Source organism: Pseudomonas sp. DF5, assembly GCF_058148225.1.
The window spans coordinates 105,352-123,935 of sequence record NZ_JBYVYM010000014.1 but is presented as its reverse complement, the minus strand read 5'-3'; the positions used below and the strand labels follow the sequence as shown (position 1 = coordinate 123,935).

Sequence of the window (18,584 nt, the reverse complement as noted above, 5' to 3'; positions counted from 1 at the left end):
TAGCGCCACGCAAACGTTTCACCCCCCCTTCGCAACACCGCTGCACCGTCACTCCATTCCAAGGAGGTTCCCGAATGTTCGATTTCCACCCCCAGCTCAAGCAGCGCTTCGCTGCGTTGCGCACGGGCGCTGAATTCTTTTCGCTGCGTTATGTTCGCGAATCCGGCCAGTATCTGTCAGTGCGCAAGAACGTTGCCGAACCGCCGAGCCTGAGCCGGGACGAAGGTGCGATGCTGACCGTTCGGGTCAACGGCGTCGAAGCCTATGCCGCGACCAACGACTTGTCCCAGTCCGGGCTGCAAGCTGCGCTGGAGAAGGCCGAGCAACAAGCCCGTCGACTCAAGCCACACGCCCTCCTCGACTTGCGTGAGCAAGCGGTTTCCAGCGAGCGCGCCGACTATTTCTCGCCGAGCCTCGACCAGCCCTTCCCGTCTCTCAGCGATTGCTACCAACTGCTCGGCGCCGAATCTGCCGCCGTGCCCAAGGACGAACGCCTGGTGAACTGGCAGGCGAGCATCGGTATCACCAACGTCGAGCAGATCTACCTCAACAGCGCCGGCGCCGAACTGCGCCAGGCCCAGCGCTTCGTCTACCCGAGCATGGACGTCACCGCCTACGACGGTAGCGACAGCCAGACCCGCACCCTCGGCCGCGAGAATTTCGGTCAGCAGGGCGGCTTTGATGTGATCAGCCGTTGCGGCCTGATCGGCGCCGGCCCAAAAATCGCCGACCAGGCACTGCAATTGCTGCTGGCACCGAACACCCCGCAAGGCCCACGCGACCTGTTGCTGATGCCCGACCAGATGATGCTGCAGATCCACGAGTCCATCGGTCACCCGCTGGAACTGGACCGCATCCTCGGCGACGAGCGCAATTACGCCGGCACCAGTTTCGTCAAGGCGCAAGACTTCGGCCGCCTGCAATACGGCTCCGAACTGCTCAACGTGACATTCGACCCGGACATCCCCGAACAGCTCGCCAGCTACGGCCATGACGACGAAGGCACCGCCGCCAGCAAGCAATTCCTGATCAAGCAAGGTTTGCTGCTGCGACCATTGGGCGGCGCGCTCTCGCAGTTCCGGGCCAGCCTCGACGGCGTGGCCAACAGCCGCGCCTGCGGCTGGAACCGTCCGCCGATCGACCGCATGGCCAACCTCAACATCGAGCCCGGCGATCAGCCGCTTGAGCAACTGATCGGCAACATCGAGCACGGTATTTTGATGAGCACCAACCGTTCGTGGTCCATCGACGATGCGCGCAACAAATTCCAGTTCGGTTGCGAATGGGGCCAGTTGATCGAAAACGGCGAACTCAAAGGCGTGGTGAAGAACCCGAATTACCGGGCGATTTCCGCGCAATTCTGGAAGAGCCTGAGCGCCGTCGGTGACGCCAGCACCTTCAAGGTGCTGGGGACGCCGAACTGCGGCAAGGGCGAACCGAACCAGGTGATCCGTGTCGGCCATGCGTCGCCGGCCTGTGTGTTCAGCAATGTTGATGTGTTTGGGGGAGATGCCTGATGAGTACGTCCACGAGCACTTCAAAAAACCAGGCCGATTCGTTCAAGGCCTTGGTCGACTGGCTGCGCGATGCACTGCGCACGCCTGAGCAGTTCACCCTCAGCTACGCCGCCGAATCGTCGGCCTTCGTGCGTTTCAACCACGCCAAGGTGCGTCAGGCCGGGCAGGTGCAACAGGCGAGTGTCGGTTTCAAACTGATCAACGATGGCCGCCACGCCGACCTCGACATCACCTTGTCGGGCGATGCAGAAGTCGACCTTCAGCGCTTGGCCGAGGGGCTGCAACAGTTGCGCGAAACCCTGCCGTTGCTGCCTCAGGATCCGTACCTGCTGCTCAACCCAAACGACTGGCAGAGCAACAACGTGCAGGAGCATCCGCTGCCGGACACCGAGCAGGTGGTCGCTGAAATCACTCAGGCCGCCGAGGGGCTGGATCTGGTCGGTTTCTATGCCGCCGGGCCGATCAGTCGTGGTTTCGCCAGTTCTTCGGGCGCGTTCGGCTGGCATCAGGCCAACAGCTTCAACTTCGATTTCAGCCTGTTCCATGAAAACGGTCAGGCGGTGAAAGCCAGCTACGCCGGGCACGACTGGAACAGCGCAGGCTTTGCCCGGCGTTTCCAGCAAGCCCGCGAGCAGTTGGCGTTTCTCGGGCGGCCAACGCGCACGCTGGCGCCGGGTCAGTACCGCGCGTACCTCGCGCCGGCGGCCCTGGAAGAAATCATGGGCATGCTCAGTTGGGGCGGGTTCTCGGCGCAGTCGATTGCCAGCAAGAGCAGTCCGTTGCAGAAGCTCTACGGTGGCGACAGCTCGTTCAGCCCGTTGGTGTCTCTGGATGAAAAAGTCAGCGGCTCCCTGAGCCCGGCGTTTTCGGGTGAAGGTTATCCGCGCAGCGATCTGAAGCTGATTGTTGATGGCAAGGCGGGCGAGCGATTGGTCGGTTCACGCAGCGCCGCCGAATACGGACTGACCGCCAACGGCGCCGGCGGCGGTGAAGCGCCAAGTGCGTTGAACATGGCGGCCGGCGCGTTGCCTGACGCCGAGATTCTCAAGCAATTGGGCACCGGTTTGTACATCAGCAACCTGTGGTACCTGAACTACTCCGACCAACCGGCGGCGCGCCTGACCGGCATGACACGGTTCGCGACCTTCTGGGTCGAGAACGGCGAGATTCAGGCGCCGGTCAGCACCATGCGTTTCGATGACAGCGCCTACAGCCTGCTCGGTTCGCAGCTGGAAGCGTTGACCGAGGAACGCGAGCTGATGTTGTCGGCCAGCACCTACAGTCAGCGCAACACATCTTCGGCATTACTGCCGGGCGCGCTCGTCAGCCGATTGACCTTGACCCTGTAAACACAAAAACCTGTGGCGAGGGAGCTTGCTCCCGCTGGGCTGCGAAGCGGCCCCAGACCGGCAAATGCGCTCTGTCAGACAGACCGCATTCACCGGATTTACGACTGCTACGCAGCCGAGCGGGAGCAAGCTCCCTCGCCACAGGGTTCAGCGCCAGCCACGAATCTGCATTAACCCACAAGAGGTCCCATGCCCAACCGCCCACCTCTCGACGCTGTCACCGCCCGCTGGTTGCCGTGGGTCGTCGCCATTGCCTTCTTCATGCAGTCCCTCGACGGGACAATCCTCAACACCGCCCTCCCCGCCATGGCCCGGGACCTGGCCGAAGACCCGCTGCGCATGCAGGGTGTGATCATCGCCTACATGCTCACCGTCGCCTTGCTGATCCCCGCCTCAGGCTGGATCGCCGACCGTTTCGGCACCAAGAAAATCTTCTTCGGCGCCATCCTGTTGTTCAGCATCGGCTCATTGCTCTGCGCCTTGTCGAGCACCCTGAGCATGCTGATCGGCGCCCGGGTGATCCAGGGTTTGGGCGGAGCCTTGATGTTGCCGGTCGGGCGATTGGTGGTGCTGCGCGCCTATCCGCGCTCGGATCTGGTGCGGATCATGGGGTTCATCACCATTCCCGGCCTGCTCGGTCCGCTGATCGGCCCGACCATGGGCGGCTGGATGGTGCAATACCTGACCTGGCACTGGATCTTTCTGATCAACCTGCCGGTGGGTGTTCTCGGTTGCTACGCGGTATGGAAATTCATCCCCGACTTGCGCGGCAGCGAGCGCACCCGCTTCGATAGCCTGGGCTTTTTGCTGTTCGGCGCGGCGATGGTGCTGATCACCATCGCCATGGAAGGCCTCGGCGAACTGCATCTGCCGCACTTGCGGGTGATGTTGCTGCTGTTTGCCGGCATGGCCTGTCTGGCGGCCTATTGGCTGCGGGCCGGGCACACCGACAATCCACTGTTTGCGCCATCGCTGTTCAAGACCCGGACCTTCGCCGTGGGCATCCTCGGCAACCTGTTCGCCCGGTTGGGCAGCGGCGCATTGCCGTTCCTGGTGCCGTTGCTGCTGCAAGTGGCGCTGGGCTATTCGCCGTCTCAGGCCGGGATGAGCATGCTTCCCCTGGCCGCAGCGGCGATGGTCGCCAAATCGGTGGCGCGGCCATTGATCGAACGTTTCGGCTACCGCATCGTGCTGACCGGCAACACCCTGGCGCTGGGGATCATGCTGGCGAGCATGGGCCTGGTCAGCGAGCAGACACCGTACTGGCTGTTGCTGGCCCAGTTGGCGATTCTGGGGGCGATCAACTCCTTGCAATTCACCGCGATGAACACCGTGACCCTGATCGATCTCGACGACGCCAGCGCCAGCAGCGGCAACAGTTTGCTGTCGGTGGTAGCGCAATTGTCCCTGAGCCTGGGCGTGGCGTGCGCCGGTGCGCTGCTCGGCGGATTCACGGCGGAGATGGGCAATGACGACGTGGACACGGTGCTGGGTGCGTTCCAGCTGACGTTTGTGACGGTAGGAATCATGGCGATGCTGGCTGCAACCATCTTCTCGCAGCTATCGAGAGAAGACGGACGGCGCGTCAAACGTCCGGAACAACACATAGAGCCTTAGGGCGAATGGCCATCGGGCTGGTACACTGCGCGACATTTTGTTTTGCAGGCCAGTCCCGTGACCACCATCGCCACCGCTTTTAATACTTTGCCGCTGTCCGCCGCCATGCTGGCTAACCTCGACTCCCTCGGTTATGCCCAGATGACGCCGATCCAGGCGCAAAGCTTGCCGGTGATCCTCAAGGGGATGGACCTGATCGCCCAGGCCAAGACCGGCAGCGGCAAAACCGCCGCCTTCGGTATCGGCCTGTTGAACCCGATCAATCCGCGCTTCTTCGGTTGCCAGGCACTGGTCATCTGCCCGACCCGTGAGCTCGCCGACCAGGTCGCCAAGGAAATCCGTCGCCTGGCCCGCTCCGAAGACAACATCAAGGTGCTGACCCTGTGCGGCGGCGTGTCTTTCGGCCCGCAGATCGGCTCGCTGGAGCACGGCGCGCACATCATCGTCGGCACGCCTGGGCGTATCCAGCAACACCTGCGCAAGGGTTCGCTGGTGCTTCACGGCCTGAACACGCTGATCCTCGACGAAGCCGACCGCATGCTCGACATGGGTTTCTACGACTCCATCGAAGAAATCATCGCCCAGTGCCCGGAACGTCGCCAGACCCTGCTGTTCTCCGCCACCTACCCGGTGGGCATCAAGCAGCTAGCGTCGAAGTTCATGCGTAATCCGCAGCAAGTGAAGGCCGAGGCGTTCCACGACGACACGCAGATCGAGCAGCGTTTCTACGAAATCTCCCCGGAAGAGCGCATGAGCGCGGTGACCAAGGTGCTCGGCCACTTCCGCCCGGCGTCCTGCGTGGCGTTCTGCTTCACCAAGCAGCAGGTTCAGGAAACCGTCGATCACCTGACCTCCAAAGGCATCTCCGCCGTCGGCCTGCACGGCGATCTGGAACAGCGTGACCGCGACCAGGTGTTGGCGATGTTCGCCAACCGCAGTACGTCGGTACTGGTCGCCACTGACGTCGCCGCACGCGGCCTGGACATCGATGCGCTGGACATGGTGATCAACGTCGAACTGGCCCGTGACTCGGAAATCCACATTCACCGTGTCGGCCGTACCGGTCGTGCCGGCGAGAAAGGCATCGCGATCAGCCTGGTCGCACCGTCCGAAGCGCATCGCGCCCAAGCCATCGAGCAACTGCAGAAGTCGCCGTTGAATTGGGATCAGGTGGATAACCTCACGTCTCAGGGTGGCGGTCCGCTGCTGCCGCTGATGAGCACGCTGTGCATTGGTGCGGGCCGTAAAGACAAAGTCCGTCCGGGTGACATTCTCGGTGCTCTGACCGGCGATGCCGGCATCCCGGGTGCCCAGGTCGGCAAGATCGCGATTTTCGACTTCCAGTCCTATGTGGCCGTGGAACGCGGGATCGCCAAGCAAGCCTTGCAGCGCCTGAACGACGGTAAAATCAAAGGCCGTTCGCTGCGCGTGCGCATTTTGTAAAACCGCACCGCCCCCCTGTAGGAGCGAGGCTTGCCCGCGAAGAACGAAAACTCGGTACACCTGATGCAACGCGTTATCGTTCTTCGCGGGCAAGCCTCGCTCCTACGGGATCGCCGTTAGCTCTGAGATTTATGTGAGGACACCGTTTTGCGCTCTACCGAAGTCGTGATCATTGGCGCTGGCGCCGCAGGGTTGATGTGTGCGCTGACCGCCGCCGGGCGCGGGCGCAAGGTGATGTTGCTTGACCACGCCAACAAGGCCGGCAAGAAAATCCTCATGTCGGGCGGTGGGCGCTGCAATTTCACCAACATGTACACCGAACCAAGCAACTTTCTCTCGCAGAACGCCCATTTCTGCAAATCTGCGTTGGCGCGTTACACCCAGTGGGACTTCATCGGCCTGGTGGCTAAACACGGCGTGCCATACCACGAGAAAAAACTCGGCCAGTTATTCTGCGATAACAAATCCAGCGACATCCTCGAAATGTTGCTCGACGAATGCCAGCAGGTTGGCGTCAGCCTGCACCTGGACACCTCGATCCAGACCATCGAGAAGCTCGAAAGCGGTTATCTGCTGGATACCACGCTGGACCAGATCACTTGCCAATCCCTGGTGATCGCCACCGGCGGCCTGTCGATTCCGACCCTCGGCGCCACCGGTTTCGGCTATCAGGTGGCCAAGCAGTTCGGCCACGACCTGCTGCCGACCCGAGCCGGCCTCGTGCCGTTCACCATCACCGATCAGCTCAAGGAACTGTGCACCGAGCTGTCCGGTACGTCGGTGGATTGCCTGGTGAGCTGCAACGACCAGAGTTTCCGCGAGAACATCCTGTTCACCCACCGCGGCCTCAGCGGCCCGGCGATTTTGCAGATTTCTTCGTTCTGGGAATCCGGCGACACGGTAGAGATCAACCTGATGCCGGATCACGACGTACCGAGCTGGCTGCAACAACAGCAAGCCGAACGCCCGAACAGCGAGTTGAAAACCCTGCTCGGTGAGATTTTCACCAAGAAGATGGCCAACCTGCTGGCGGATAACTGGTTCGTCTCCAAACCGATGAAGCAGTACACCCACGCGGAAATTGCAGACATCGCCGAAAAACTGGCGAGCTGGAAAGTCGTGCCGGCCGGCACCGAGGGCTACCGCACGGCCGAAGTGACCCTGGGTGGCGTCGACACGCGCGAAGTGTCGTCCAAGACCATGGAATCGCTGAAAAGCCCCGGCCTGTATTTCATCGGCGAAGTGCTCGACGTCACCGGGCACCTGGGTGGTTTCAACTTCCAATGGGCCTGGGCGTCCGGTTACGCGGCGGCGCAGTACGTCTGACCGATCGCGTTATCGTTCTTCGCGGGCAAGCCTCGCTCCTACAAGGGTCACCTAAATCCCTGTAGGAGCGAGGCTTGCCCGCGAAGACGTCCTGACAGGCAACACAGAACGAGGAAGGAACAGATTTTGCTGTCTGATGTGATCGGCGCCATTGCGTCGGCGTCATTAGTGGCTCAATTTAGCGTCATTGCCTCGGAAGGCCTTCGCACTTCATGTCATCGACCACATTTCGGCAGTCTCTGCGTCGCCTCTGGGCGCTGGATAAATTCAGTTACAGCGTTCGGGTATTCATTGCCCTGACCGGCACTATGGCGCTGTGTTGGTCTCAGGATCAAATGGGGCTGCTGATCCCGTTGTTCCTGGGGATCATCGCCAGCGCCCTGGCCGAAACCGACGACAGTTGGCAGGGTCGTCTCAACGCACTGGCCGTGACGCTGGTGTGTTTTATGGTCGCCGCCCTGTCCGTCGAACTGCTGTTCCCCTACCCCATCCTCTTTATCATCGCCTTTGCCCTGGCCAGCTTCTGCCTGACCATGCTCGGTGCGTTGGGCGAACGTTATGGCGCGATTGCGTCGGCGACGCTGATTCTGTCGGTCTACACCATGATCGGCGTGGACCAGCGCGGCGGCGCGGTCACTGATTTCTGGCACGAGCCGGTGCTGCTGGTGGCCGGTGCGGCGTGGTATGGCTTGCTCTCGGTGCTGTGGCAGGCGCTGTTTTCCAACCAGCCGGTGCAGCAGAGCCTGGCGCGGTTGTTCCGTGAGCTGGGTTATTACCTGAAACTGAAATCGTCGCTGTTCGAACCGATCCGGCAATTGGACGTGGAAGCACGCCGCCTGGAACTGGCCCAGCAGAACGGTCGGGTGGTGGCAGCCCTGAACGCCGCCAAGGAAATCATTCTGCACCGGGTCGGCGATGGCAGGCCGGGTGCGAAACTCAGTCGTTACCTGAAGCTGTATTTTCTCGCTCAGGACATCCACGAGCGCGCCAGCTCCTCGCACTACCCTTACAACGCGCTGGCCGAGGCGTTCTTCCACAGCGACGTGCTGTTCCGCTGTCAGCGCCTGCTGCGCCAGCAAGGCAAGGCGTGCCGCGCCTTGGCCGAATCAATCCAGATGCGCCAGCCGTTCACTTATGACGCCAGCTTCGCCGAAGCCCTGAACGACCTGCACGCCTCCCTCGAACACCTGCGCATCCAGAGCAATCCGGCCTGGCGTGGTCTGTTGCGCTCGTTGCGGGCATTGGCCGCCAACCTCGGCACCCTCGACCGTTTGCTCAGCGACGCCAGCAACCCCGATGCGCTTGCAGATGCCACCGACAGCAGCCTGCTCGACCGTTCGCCACGCAGCCTCAAGGATGTGTGGATTCGCTTGCGCACACAGCTGACGCCAACGTCCTTGCTGTTCCGCCACGCCCTGCGCCTGCCCCTGGCGTTGAGCATCGGCTACGCGATGGTGCATTTGATCCACCCCTCGCAAGGTTACTGGATCATCCTCACCACGTTGTTTGTCTGTCAGCCGAACTACGGCGCCACCCGCCGCAAACTGGGTCAGCGGATCATCGGCACCGCCATTGGCCTGACCGTGGCCTGGGCGCTGTTCGATCTGTTTCCCAACCCGTTGATCCAGTCGAGCTTCGCCATCGTTGCCGGGGTGGTGTTCTTTACCAACCGCACCACGCGCTACACCCTGGCGACTGCCGCCATTACGGTCATGGTGCTGTTCTGCTTCAACCAGGTGGGCGACGGTTACGGGCTGCTTCTGCCGCGACTGTTCGATACCCTGCTCGGCAGCCTGATCGCCGGCCTCGCGGTGTTCCTGTTCCTGCCGGACTGGCAGGGCCGACGCCTGAACAAAGTGCTGGCCAATACCCTGACCTGCAACAGCGTTTACCTGCGCCAGATCATGCAGCAATACGCTGCCGGTAAAAGCGATGACCTGGCTTATCGCCTGGCCCGACGCAACGCGCACAACGCCGACGCCGCGTTGTCGACAACGCTGGCCAACATGCTGATGGAGCCGGGGCACTTCCGTAAGGAAGCCGATGTCGGGTTCCGATTCCTGGTGCTCTCGCACACCCTGCTCAGCTATTTGTCGGGACTTGGAGCACACCGTGAAACCCAACTGCCGCCGGATGTGCGCGAGCACTTGATCGACGGTGCGGGCGTGAGCCTGGCGGCCAGCCTCGACGACATCGCCCAGGGCCTGGCGAGCAAACAGCCGGTGGCAATTCAGAGTGACGAGGAAGAAGCCCTGGCCAATGAGCTTGAGCAGATGCCGGATGAAATCGATGAAGGGCAGCGGCTGGTGCAGACGCAACTGGCGTTGATCTGTCGGCAACTGGGGCCGCTGCGGACGCTGGCGGCGCATCTCATTAAAGACACCAGCGAAGCCTGAGATGTGTTGTGACTGGGCGGGCCTCTTCGCGGGCAAGCCTCGCTCCTACAGGATCAGTGTCGGCCACGGGATTTGCACCCGACACAAACTCTGTAGGAGCGAGGCTTGCCCGCGAAGGCTTCAGCTCAGACACTAAGGCCTTTCAGATCACATCCCATGCTGCCTGAGCAACTTCTCATAACTCCCATCAGCCTTCATCGCCGCAATCTCGCGATCGAAACCGGCGACGATCTGTTCGTGCTGCGGATTTTTCAGGCTCACCAGAATATGCAGGCTGTTCTCGCTCAACGGCTTGGGCAGGAACTCCACGGCATTGCGCACTTTGGGTGATTCCCGCGCCAGGTAATACCGGGCGACGAACTCGTCTTCCAAAGTCAGCTTGACCCGATCGGCCGCGACCATGCGCACAGCCATGGCGAAGTTATGCACCGGGACTTTCTGCAACGACACATCGTCGTCAAATTCGTGCGAATAGGCATAACCGCGTACCACCGCTATCGGGTAGGTGTGCAGTTGTTGCAGGTTGTTGTACTCGATTGGCGTGTCTTTACGTTTGAGAAAGCGCACGCGGTTGAGCAGGTACTCGCCGGAAAATTGCCCCAGCTTCGTGCGCTCATCGGTGTACCAGGTGTTGACCAGCACGTCGTAACGTCCCTCGCCCACCCCAAACAAGGCCCGCGCCCACGGCACTTGTTCGAAATCACTGGCGTAACCGGCCCGGGCCAGTGCGGTGCTGACGATGTCCGTGGCCACACCGCCATTGACCAGCGTGGCGTCGGTAAAGGGTGGCCAGGCATCGGCGACCAGACGCAGCTTTTCCGCAGCCTCGGCCTGTGTCAGCAACAGCAATCCGATCAAAGCAAACGCTCGATGAAACCGCGGCATGCCAGAAATCCTTAGCGGGCGAGCTGCCCGACGTGTTTTTCAGCCAAAACTCCAAGATTCCTCTACCGGCGAACCCAGGTCCTAACATTAGCTCATTGAGGCCACTGCACAGCGCTTCATCGCAGATTACACAAAGAAGACAATTTCGCGAGAAATGAATGATGGCATTTTGGTCTTTATCACAGATTCCTCTGTCATAAAGACATCCCGCCTCAGGGCGCTTAGTATCGGAACAACGTTGTTCAAGGAATGTGAAGATGACAATCGATTGGGTCTGCAAACACCACAGCGATCTGGGTAAAGAACAGCTGTACGCCATTCTGCAGCTGCGCGCCGAAGTGTTTGTCGTCGAGCAGAAATGCGCTTATCAAGACATAGATGGCCAGGACCTGGAAGGTGACACTTGCCATTTGATGGGCTGGGACGGGGATCGGCTGGTGGCCTACCTGCGATTGCTCGACCCGCAATTGCAGGGCGGCGATGTGGTGATTGGCCGGGTGATCATCGCACACGCGGCACGCGGCGCCGGGCTTGGGCATGAGTTGATGAGCCAGGCGTTGAAACAGGCCGAGAAGCACTGGCCCGAGGTGCCGATCTACCTCTCGGCCCAGGCACATTTGCAGGGGTATTATGGGCGGTACGGGTTTGTAGTGGTGGGTGAGGAATACCTGGAAGATGAGATTCCGCATATCGGGATGCGTCGTCCTTGAGGGCCCCATCGCGGGCAAGCCCGCTCCCACAGGAACAGTGAACCCCCTGTAGGAGCGAGGCTTGCCCGCGAAGGCGTCATCTGCAACACCGCAAAAGCTCAGGGATACTCCAGCACCGCTTTAATCTGCCGCAGATTACGCTCGATCCACCCCCGATCGATCGCCCCCCACTCGCGAATCCGATAGCGCCCCGCGTGGTTACGTGCGCCTTCTTCCTGCTCGAATTCACAAACGATATCCAGATCCGCCAACGCCGCGATGGTGTCCTGAGCCGTGCGTCGGGGCATGCCGGTCACCTCGGTCAATGCCGGGACGCTGCTGGCCAGCCCGCTGTCGATCAGATACGCCACGTACAATCGGCGATAGAAGCTGCTCTTGGTCTTACTCACGTCCATCCATGCACTCCTTGTAGAAGATCTTGGTCTGTCAGTGCATATCCCGCCACGTCAGGTACACCCGCAAATCGAACTCCACCTGGTGATACCCCGGCAACATGTGTTCGCACAGCTTGTAAAACGCCTTGTTGTGATCCGACTCTTTGAAGTGCGCCAGCTCGTGCACCACGATCATCTTCAGAAACTGCGGTGCCGCGTCCTTGAACAGCGAGGCGATGCGGATTTCTTTCTTGGCCTTGAGCTTGCCGCCCTGCACCCGCGAGATCGCAGTGTGCAGGCCGAGCGCGCGGTGAGTCAGGTCCAGGCGGTTGTCGAACAACACCTTGTCGATGGCCGGGGCGTTACGCAGATATTCCTGCTTGAGGTCCAGGGCATAGGCGTACAGCGCCTTGTCGCTCTGCACCCCGTGTTTTTCCGGATAGCGCTGGCTCAGGTACTCGCCCAGCCGACCTTCGGCGATCAGCTGGCGCACCTGGTCCTGCAACGCGGCAGGATAAGCCTGGAGGTATTTCAACACAGTCATTGGAGCGGCAACACGCATCACGAAAAGGTTGCCAGTGTAGCGAATTCAACTCGTCAGCGCGCCCCAGTCGAACGGCTCGACAAAGTGACCGGTGTCCTCGGCCATCAACGGCCGCGCCACCAGGAAACCCTGCACATACTGGCAACCGTTGGCTTGCAGCCACTCATATTGCGCCACCGTTTCAACCCCTTCGGCGATCACCAGCAGCCCTAACCGGTTGCACAAATCGATGACACTGCGTGCCAGCGCCGCATCCCGTTCGGACCCTGGCAGGCGGGCGATCAAATGCCGGTCGAGTTTGAGTGTGTCCAGTTCCAGGTCGCGCAAATGCGCCAGCGAACAAGCCCCGGAGCCGAAGTCATCCAGCGCCACCCGCACCCCCAGATTGCGCAGCAAACGCAGTTGTTTGCGGGTCTCGTCGGGGTTAGACATCAAGGCCTCTTCCGTGACCTCGACTTCCAGCTGCTGCGGCTTCAGGCCATGGCGCTCCAGCACCTGACGCAGCTCGGTAACCAGGTTGGGCAACCCGAATTGGGTACTGCTCAAGCTGATGCCCATCACCAGGTCTTCAGCAAACAGGGTTTCCCAGGCTTTGCGCTGTTTGGCCCCGCGATGGTAAATCCAGCTACCCAGGCGACTGATCAACCGCGCCTCTTCCAGCAACGGCAAAAACAGCCCCGGCGGTACATCGCCGACACTCGGATGCTGCCAGCGCAGCAACGCTTCGAACCCGCGGATCTGCCCATCGGCAATCGCCACCTGGGGCTGATACACCAAGTTGAAATCGCGGTTCTCGATGGCCGTGCGCACGCTTTCTTCAAGCATCAGCCGCGAGCGTGCCCGGCCGTTCATTTCGTGATCGTAGAAACGATATTGCTGACGCCCGGCGCGTTTGGCTTCGTACATGGCAATGTCGGACGCGCGCATCAGCCCGTCCAGATTCGCCCCGCAATCGGGATAAGTAGCAATGCCGATGCTTGCGCCCAAGGCGATGTCCATGCCTTCGATCTGCTGACAGATCGACACCCGCTCGATGAGCTTCTCGGCAATCTTGGCCGCCTGCTCGGGGAGCTCAAGATCCAGCAGCGCAGTGAACTCATCGCCGCCCATCCGCGCCAGAATATCGAAGGGCCGCAGGCAGGCCTTCAATTGCTCGGACACCCAACGCAGCACCCGGTCGCCGGCATCGTGGCCGAGGGAATCGTTGACCCGCTTGAAGCCGTCCAGATCCAGGTACAACAGCACCCAAGTGCTGTCGGAGCGGTCGCCGCGCAGCAGCAGGTTTTCAACGGTCTGGTAGAAACCCCGGCGATTGAGCAGCCCGGTCAGCGGGTCGGTCACCGCCTGGAACTCCAGCTGCTGATGCAGATGGCGCACCACCGACATGTCCAGCACCGTCACCACCATCGCATGTTGTTCGGCGGGTAACGGCGCGCAAGACAACGCCACCGGCACTTGCTGGCCGGGTGCGGTACGCAACAGCGCATCGTGCAGGCGCAGGGTTTCACCGAGTTTGTAACCGGCAAACAATTCAGAATCGGCCCAGATCGGGATGTGCGGTTTTTGCAGGAAATCCAGAAACTCTTTGCCTTGCAGGTCATGCACCGTGGCATTGAGCAGGCGCGACATCGCCGGGTTGGCAAAGCGAATCAACCCGTCCTCGCCCACCACCAGAATGCCTTCGGCGGCGTTATCCAGCACCGAGGCATTGAAGGCCCGGGCGACTTCCAGATCATGGCTCAACCGCTGCAAGGCTCGGCGATTACGTTGGTGCTCGAGCAACGCCTGGACTTTGGGTTTGAGAATTTGCGGGTCGAACGGCTTGAACAGGTAATCCACCGCGCCACTGGCGTAGCCCTTGATCACGGCGTCCTGGGACTGTTCGTTAGCGGTTAGAAAAATGATTGGCGTAAGACGGGTTCGCTGGCTGCCGCGCATCAAACGCGCCACTTCAAAACCGTCCATGCCCGGCATCTGCACATCCAGCAGCACCAGGTCGACTTCGTGTTCGAGTAACAGGCCCAGGGCTTCAAAGCCGGAAGCCGCGGTCATGACCTGCCAGTCCTGGCGCTGTAACAACGCGCGCATGCTGATCAGGTTTTCAGGGTAATCATCGACAATTAAAAGGATTGAGTTGCCTTCAGCTGGCATAGGTTGTGCGCATTCCATGCTGCATCTCTTGTTCGGGAGCTCAGGCCGGTCTCTTGTGAAAACCGGTCACCTATTGCGACTTCACTCTAGACCCGGATCCCTGAAAGCAGAAGCTGTCAGTGAGCCAGCATTTAGACAAAGCTTCAGAAGCCGACTAACGGTAAGTCCTGCAGCCCCCGGAAACCGGGAAAGGTGGCATTTCGACAGGATGTTGACGTCAACCAATTGCCAAACGGGCATTAACAAAGATCTCTTGTACGCTTATAAAGACCCCCCCGAAGACGCGGGCTAGAGCTTCTGGCACGCACGTGCAGTAAAAAATATGGAAGCTTGAATTATGATCGATCTCGCAACCTGGAACCTCAGCGTTCCCGTCGGCAGCCCGCCGTACACCGTCGAAACCACCAAGCTGGTAGACGGCTTCAAGGATCAATACTTCCACTCCGACACCGGCACTTTGTTTTTCTGGTCACCGGTCACCGGCTCCAAAACCGAAAACGCGATCTACCCGCGCACCGAACTGCGCGAAACCTACAGCAACGGCACGCTGAAAAACTGGTACTACCCTGACGCGGACAACACCCTGCGTGCCACCCTCTCGGTCAGCCAGGTGCCCAGTTCGGGCAAGATCGTCATTGGCCAGATACACGCCTATAAGAGCCAAAAGCCCTTGGTGAAGGTCGAGTATCAATACAAAACCTCCACCTCGACCGGCAACATCGTCGCCAAAGTCCGCATGCACCCCGACGACGACACCGCCCGGGTCATCACCATCGCTACCGGCGTGAAACTCAATCAGGAATTCTCCTACCTCATCCACCTCAGCCCGGGCGGTGCATTGGGCATCAGTGCGGCGGGCTACCAGTGGGACACCGAAATAAGCACGATGTGGCGTGATAAGCCGCTGTACTTCAAGGCCGGGGTTTATGTGCAGGACAACACCGGGTACACCACTGAAGGCGGGGAAGTGACGTTCAGCCATCTGGATATCGATCACAATACGTAATCCCTGAAAGACCGCAGGAATCCACCCTTTGTGGCGAGGGAGCCTGCTCCCGCTGGGCTGCGCAGCAGACTCTCTTTTTGGGGGCCGCTTCGCGGCCCAGCGGGAGCAAGCTCCCTCGCCACAGGTTCTTTATGTCCAACTCCATCTCTTCACTGACCGGCATCAGCCCCCACTTAAACGCCCACGTTTAAAGACACTCAGCGTTACTTCATGAGGCCTACAACGGCTTGCGTCACTGCCTACAGGTACGCCAGAATCCGCCGGCTTGTGCGCTTCGAGGCCCACCGGTAACTTGATTCGTGTCACTGATTCGCAGTGATCGGGTTTAGTAGCCCGGCGTGTCCACCAACGTACAAGCGTCATTTAGTCAGGCATTTACCTGTACTTGATGGTGGCTGTGCGCATGGCGCCCTCGGGTGCGCCGGGATTTTGGTGGATTCGCCCGGTCTACTAACTTGCGTACAGCCGCCACCCTTTCGTGTAGTAGCGGATTGGTTGCGGCCCAATTGGGAATACACCAAATGTTCAAAGCTACTCCGAATCCGCCGGTCACAGACCCGGCATCCCCCTACGAATCCCCCGATTCAAAGAAATTCCACGAAGCCGCCGAGCGCGCCCTCGACCACTACCTCAACCCGGCCGCCAAAATCATGGCCTCCACCCACGAACCCGAGCCCATGTACCTCGCCAACCCGAAGTACAACGCCGAATCCCTGCTGGCCAACGCCAGCGAAACACTCGGCTCGGCCACCGAAATGCTCAACAACTTCGCGGCGCTGCTGGAAACCTCACATCGCAAGACCCTGCTGGGCATTGCGCAAGTGGTCATGCTCGGCGAACTGGCGGTGAACCAGGCGCTGGATCACGTCGAACCGAAGGAGTAATCGCAGCTCGGTTGGATAGTGCTGGATCGACTCTGAGCCCCCGAGCGTGGGTTTGATACACCTAATGCGCAATAACCCATTTTCAGCCAATAAAAACCCGCATTTCTGCGGGTTTTTATTACGCACTTACTCTGATTCTTTCGGAAGCGTGAAAGGTGCCATTAAATAAATCTGTCCCTTTAATACAATACAAGACCAGCCCTTCTTCATTTTTTGCTTTCAGCTCAAGTGATTAGCTGCTAAGTAAGTGCCATTCGTGGCGGATCTATTTATCAAACAGATCCGCCAGCGACTAGCGTAACAAACGAAAAAACAGAGAAAAGCTGAGACAATTCTACTTAACCCACGCCACTATTTAATCCATGATTATGCATCATGGATACCGGTAGACGGGAAGATATATACTTCTTTTGGAAGGCTCCAGTCGGAATACGTTCTATTGTCTAGTGTTTCTCGCACGCAAACGTCAATTGTTTGATTTTGGAAGTTTTGGATAACCTGTTCGAACGTAACGAAGTCATACCTCCCCGTGCCGTCAACGACGCCAGAACCAAGCTGTTCGCCTGTATGCGCTTTGTGTAAATACACTCTATACCCTTTAGAAGCTCGTCCAGATACAATGATCGCGCCCGGACTACCTCTGACTGAATCGATGGTTGTAGACATGATGTGTAATTCCCTTTCTGGTGGATTGAGACAGGTTTATTTAATAAGGCGAAAAAAGAAAAAAAGCGAAAAGGCAAAGCGAAAAGGGAAGCGAAAAGGGGACGGATTTATTTGTCTGCCCTGTTCCGTTTTCTTTTTGCTGCGTAGATGAGATTAGTTTTATGATTGGGAGCTGTCACCTGTAAAATCTGATAGTTTATAATGTATTTTTTCTATGGTTAAAGACGAAGTGATAAGGACGAAAAGAGAAATCAACAATCAACGAAGGCAACAAAGGCAGGCAACAAAGGGGACAGATTTATTTAATCGATTCTCTGCTGCTATGCTGCACCGACCACTACAAGGACGTAGGAAGCTATATGCCCAGAATGGGACGCGTTGTTTTACCCAATTATCCGCATCATGTCGTGCAACGAGGCCACAACAGGCAGGTTGTGTTCGCCGAGCCGAATGACTTCCAACGTTACCTCGAAGATCTGCGAGAGCTCAAAGCGCTATACAACGTCAAAGTCTATGCCTTCTGCTTGATGACCAATCATGTCCATCTATTACTCGCACCAGGAGACTCCGTCGCGAGTCTCGGGCAATTGATGAAAGGCCTGGCAGGTCGCATGACGCGCTATCGCAACAAGCTGGAGGGGCGCTCCGGCACCTTGTGGGAGAGTCGATACAAATCCAGCGTGGTTCAAACCGACACCTATTTGCTGGCTTGTAGTCGATACATCGAGCTAAATCCGGTGCGAGCGCAAATGGTTCAGCATGCGCAGAATTACCCTTGGTCGAGCTTGCACCTGCGTCTCAACGAAACGGAAGAAAATCATTGGCTGGATGAAGACCTTTGCTTCAACGAGCTCGGTGAAACTCACACCGAGCGCCTTGCTCGCTACACCTCCTTTATGGAGCAGACGATTCCTTCCTCGGAGCTTCAGTTGATCAGAGGCGCCCTCCAACGCGGACAATTGACGGGCAATCCTCGATTCACAGATGAGATTGAAAAAATCACTGGATTGCGAGTATCGCATCGAACGCGAGGCAGGCCTGCGAAACAACTCGAATAAAGTAACAGGGGACGACTAAGTAGAGTCGATTAAATAGATCTGTCCCCTTTGGCTCTACTTTGGCTCTACTTTGGCTCTAAAAAGCCAGCCACTTTCAACAACTAACCGCCTCTCAGACGAACCACCAAATCCAGAATATCATCATTAGCAATACCGTAATCCGCCAAAGTACGTCCATCCTCAAGCTTCGTACCTTTATAAATCAAGCGATTTTGATCTGGCGGAAGCTGTTTTTTATCCTGAATTTTCGCCTTGATATTATCGATAGTGTCCGAGAGCTCCGCAGCCACTGTAAAAACATCTCCATCCGCAGTTCTGATAAATACCTTCTTTGAGTTATCAGCAGAAAGGTCAGACTGAGTCACTACGAATTCTTTAATATTCCTAATAAGTATACTTTCACCATAAGGATTCGACTGTGTCTCAATCGTGATCATAGACCGCTCCTTTGACTGAAGTCTATTATCACCCAACTCGCTATAATCAGTATATACATAACACCCTTGGTCCGAGTTGTATTTATTGCCCTTCACCCTAACCAAATCACCAATTTTTGCCTTGGCTATTTCCTTCTCAATTTCATAACTCATATAAACCTCCCAATAGGACAAAGAGAACAAATAAGCCGCTTCAACCCTAAATTCTCAGGCTGTGCATC

General features: G+C 58.5%; 15 protein-coding genes. 10 read left to right on the top strand and 5 right to left on the bottom strand.

The genetic code is table 11. The annotated features are described in order from the left end of the window. The first annotated feature begins 74 nt into the window (after positions 1-74). From AC30D7_RS15160 to yccS, 6 genes are all read left to right on the top strand, one after another. Positions 75-1,517, top strand: coding sequence for a TldD/PmbA family protein (locus tag AC30D7_RS15160; protein ID WP_490134603.1), 1,443 nt, complete (start codon positions 75-77; stop codon positions 1,515-1,517). Next, complete coding sequence (locus tag AC30D7_RS15155) at positions 1,517-2,866, top strand: TldD/PmbA family protein (RefSeq protein WP_490134602.1); 1,350 nt, start codon at positions 1,517-1,519, stop codon at positions 2,864-2,866. Before AC30D7_RS15160 ends, AC30D7_RS15155 begins: the two co-directional genes overlap by 1 nt. A gap of 189 nt (positions 2,867-3,055) precedes the next feature. Continuing rightward, the gene (mdtD, locus tag AC30D7_RS15150) at positions 3,056-4,483 is read left to right on the top strand and encodes a multidrug transporter subunit MdtD (RefSeq protein WP_490134601.1); all 1,428 of its coding nucleotides are present in this window, start codon (positions 3,056-3,058) and stop codon (positions 4,481-4,483) included. A gap of 105 nt (positions 4,484-4,588) precedes the next feature. Continuing rightward, on the top strand, positions 4,589-5,926 hold the full coding sequence (gene dbpA / locus AC30D7_RS15145; protein WP_490134624.1) for an ATP-dependent RNA helicase DbpA: 1,338 nt from the start codon (positions 4,589-4,591) through the stop codon (positions 5,924-5,926). Positions 5,927-6,073: 147 nt separating this feature from the next. Continuing rightward, a complete protein-coding gene (locus AC30D7_RS15140; protein ID WP_490134600.1) occupies positions 6,074-7,252 on the top strand; it encodes a BaiN/RdsA family NAD(P)/FAD-dependent oxidoreductase in 1,179 nt (392 codons plus the stop codon). A 212-nt stretch (positions 7,253-7,464) separates the two neighbouring features. Further along, positions 7,465-9,648, top strand: a complete 2,184-nt coding sequence (gene yccS, locus AC30D7_RS15135) for a YccS family putative transporter (RefSeq protein ID WP_490134599.1) — start codon at positions 7,465-7,467, stop codon at positions 9,646-9,648. A gap of 147 nt (positions 9,649-9,795) precedes the next feature. Here the strand turns inward: yccS and AC30D7_RS15130 are convergent, their stop codons facing one another. Continuing rightward, a complete protein-coding gene (locus tag AC30D7_RS15130) occupies positions 9,796-10,533 on the bottom strand; it encodes a substrate-binding periplasmic protein (RefSeq protein ID WP_490134598.1) in 738 nt (245 codons plus the stop codon). A 257-nt stretch (positions 10,534-10,790) separates the two neighbouring features. Here AC30D7_RS15130 and AC30D7_RS15125 point away from each other — a divergent pair, with 257 nt between their 5' ends. Next, entirely contained in the window at positions 10,791-11,243 is a 453-nt protein-coding gene (locus AC30D7_RS15125) for a GNAT family N-acetyltransferase (protein ID WP_490134597.1), read from the top strand. A gap of 98 nt (positions 11,244-11,341) precedes the next feature. On the opposite strand, the gene AC30D7_RS15120 is transcribed toward AC30D7_RS15125, so the two are convergent. The 3 genes from AC30D7_RS15120 to AC30D7_RS15110 are packed head-to-tail and all read right to left on the bottom strand — an operon-like array spanning position 11,342 to position 14,330. Then, positions 11,342-11,638, bottom strand: a complete 297-nt coding sequence (locus AC30D7_RS15120) for a winged helix-turn-helix domain-containing protein (RefSeq protein ID WP_007894945.1) — start codon at positions 11,636-11,638, stop codon at positions 11,342-11,344. A 31-nt stretch (positions 11,639-11,669) separates the two neighbouring features. Further along, the gene (locus AC30D7_RS15115; RefSeq protein ID WP_490134596.1) at positions 11,670-12,161 is read right to left on the bottom strand and encodes a M48 metallopeptidase family protein; all 492 of its coding nucleotides are present in this window, start codon (positions 12,159-12,161) and stop codon (positions 11,670-11,672) included. Between the two features lie 45 nt (positions 12,162-12,206). After that, positions 12,207-14,330 (bottom strand): putative bifunctional diguanylate cyclase/phosphodiesterase, encoded by a 2,124-nt coding sequence (locus AC30D7_RS15110; protein WP_490134595.1) that lies wholly within the window; start codon positions 14,328-14,330, stop codon positions 12,207-12,209. A gap of 319 nt (positions 14,331-14,649) precedes the next feature. On the opposite strand from AC30D7_RS15110, the gene AC30D7_RS15105 reads away from it, so the two are divergent. The 3 genes from AC30D7_RS15105 (at position 14,650) to AC30D7_RS15095 (ending at position 17,926) form a co-directional block, all read left to right on the top strand. Beyond that, positions 14,650-15,318 carry a polysaccharide lyase family 7 protein gene (locus tag AC30D7_RS15105; protein WP_490134594.1) on the top strand — a complete coding sequence of 223 codons (669 nt, stop codon included), beginning with the start codon at positions 14,650-14,652 and terminating at the stop codon, positions 15,316-15,318. A gap of 521 nt (positions 15,319-15,839) precedes the next feature. Beyond that, on the top strand, positions 15,840-16,202 hold the full coding sequence (locus AC30D7_RS15100; protein ID WP_490134593.1) for a DUF6124 family protein: 363 nt from the start codon (positions 15,840-15,842) through the stop codon (positions 16,200-16,202). Positions 16,203-17,227: 1,025 nt separating this feature from the next. Beyond that, positions 17,228-17,926 carry a transposase gene (locus AC30D7_RS15095; RefSeq protein WP_490134592.1) on the top strand — a complete coding sequence of 233 codons (699 nt, stop codon included), beginning with the start codon at positions 17,228-17,230 and terminating at the stop codon, positions 17,924-17,926. Between the two features lie 101 nt (positions 17,927-18,027). On the opposite strand, the gene AC30D7_RS15090 is transcribed toward AC30D7_RS15095, so the two are convergent. Then, positions 18,028-18,516: a ubiquitin-like protein gene (locus AC30D7_RS15090; protein WP_490134591.1), complete on the bottom strand. Its 489-nt coding sequence runs from the start codon at positions 18,514-18,516 to the stop codon at positions 18,028-18,030. Positions 18,517-18,584: the final 68 nt, after the last annotated feature.

Bases quoted from the DNA above. Each gene is read 5' to 3' on its own strand.
- AC30D7_RS15125 (WP_490134597.1), top strand. From the start codon at position 10,791: ATGACAATCGATTGGGTCTGCAAACACCACAGCGATCTGGGTAAAGAA.
- yccS (WP_490134599.1), top strand. From the start codon at position 7,465: ATGTCATCGACCACATTTCGGCAGTCTCTGCGTCGCCTCTGGGCGCTG.
- mdtD (WP_490134601.1), top strand. From the start codon at position 3,056: ATGCCCAACCGCCCACCTCTCGACGCTGTCACCGCCCGCTGGTTGCCG.
- AC30D7_RS15100 (WP_490134593.1), top strand. From the start codon at position 15,840: ATGTTCAAAGCTACTCCGAATCCGCCGGTCACAGACCCGGCATCCCCC.
- AC30D7_RS15160 (WP_490134603.1), top strand. From the start codon at position 75: ATGTTCGATTTCCACCCCCAGCTCAAGCAGCGCTTCGCTGCGTTGCGC.
- AC30D7_RS15155 (WP_490134602.1), top strand. From the start codon at position 1,517: ATGAGTACGTCCACGAGCACTTCAAAAAACCAGGCCGATTCGTTCAAG.
- AC30D7_RS15130 (WP_490134598.1), bottom strand. From the start codon at position 10,533: ATGCCGCGGTTTCATCGAGCGTTTGCTTTGATCGGATTGCTGTTGCTG.
- AC30D7_RS15105 (WP_490134594.1), top strand. From the start codon at position 14,650: ATGATCGATCTCGCAACCTGGAACCTCAGCGTTCCCGTCGGCAGCCCG.
- AC30D7_RS15095 (WP_490134592.1), top strand. From the start codon at position 17,228: ATGCCCAGAATGGGACGCGTTGTTTTACCCAATTATCCGCATCATGTC.
- AC30D7_RS15115 (WP_490134596.1), bottom strand. From the start codon at position 12,161: ATGACTGTGTTGAAATACCTCCAGGCTTATCCTGCCGCGTTGCAGGAC.
- AC30D7_RS15090 (WP_490134591.1), bottom strand. From the start codon at position 18,516: ATGAGTTATGAAATTGAGAAGGAAATAGCCAAGGCAAAAATTGGTGAT.
- AC30D7_RS15120 (WP_007894945.1), bottom strand. From the start codon at position 11,638: ATGGACGTGAGTAAGACCAAGAGCAGCTTCTATCGCCGATTGTACGTG.
- AC30D7_RS15110 (WP_490134595.1), bottom strand. From the start codon at position 14,330: ATGGAATGCGCACAACCTATGCCAGCTGAAGGCAACTCAATCCTTTTA.
- dbpA (WP_490134624.1), top strand. From the start codon at position 4,589: ATGCTGGCTAACCTCGACTCCCTCGGTTATGCCCAGATGACGCCGATC.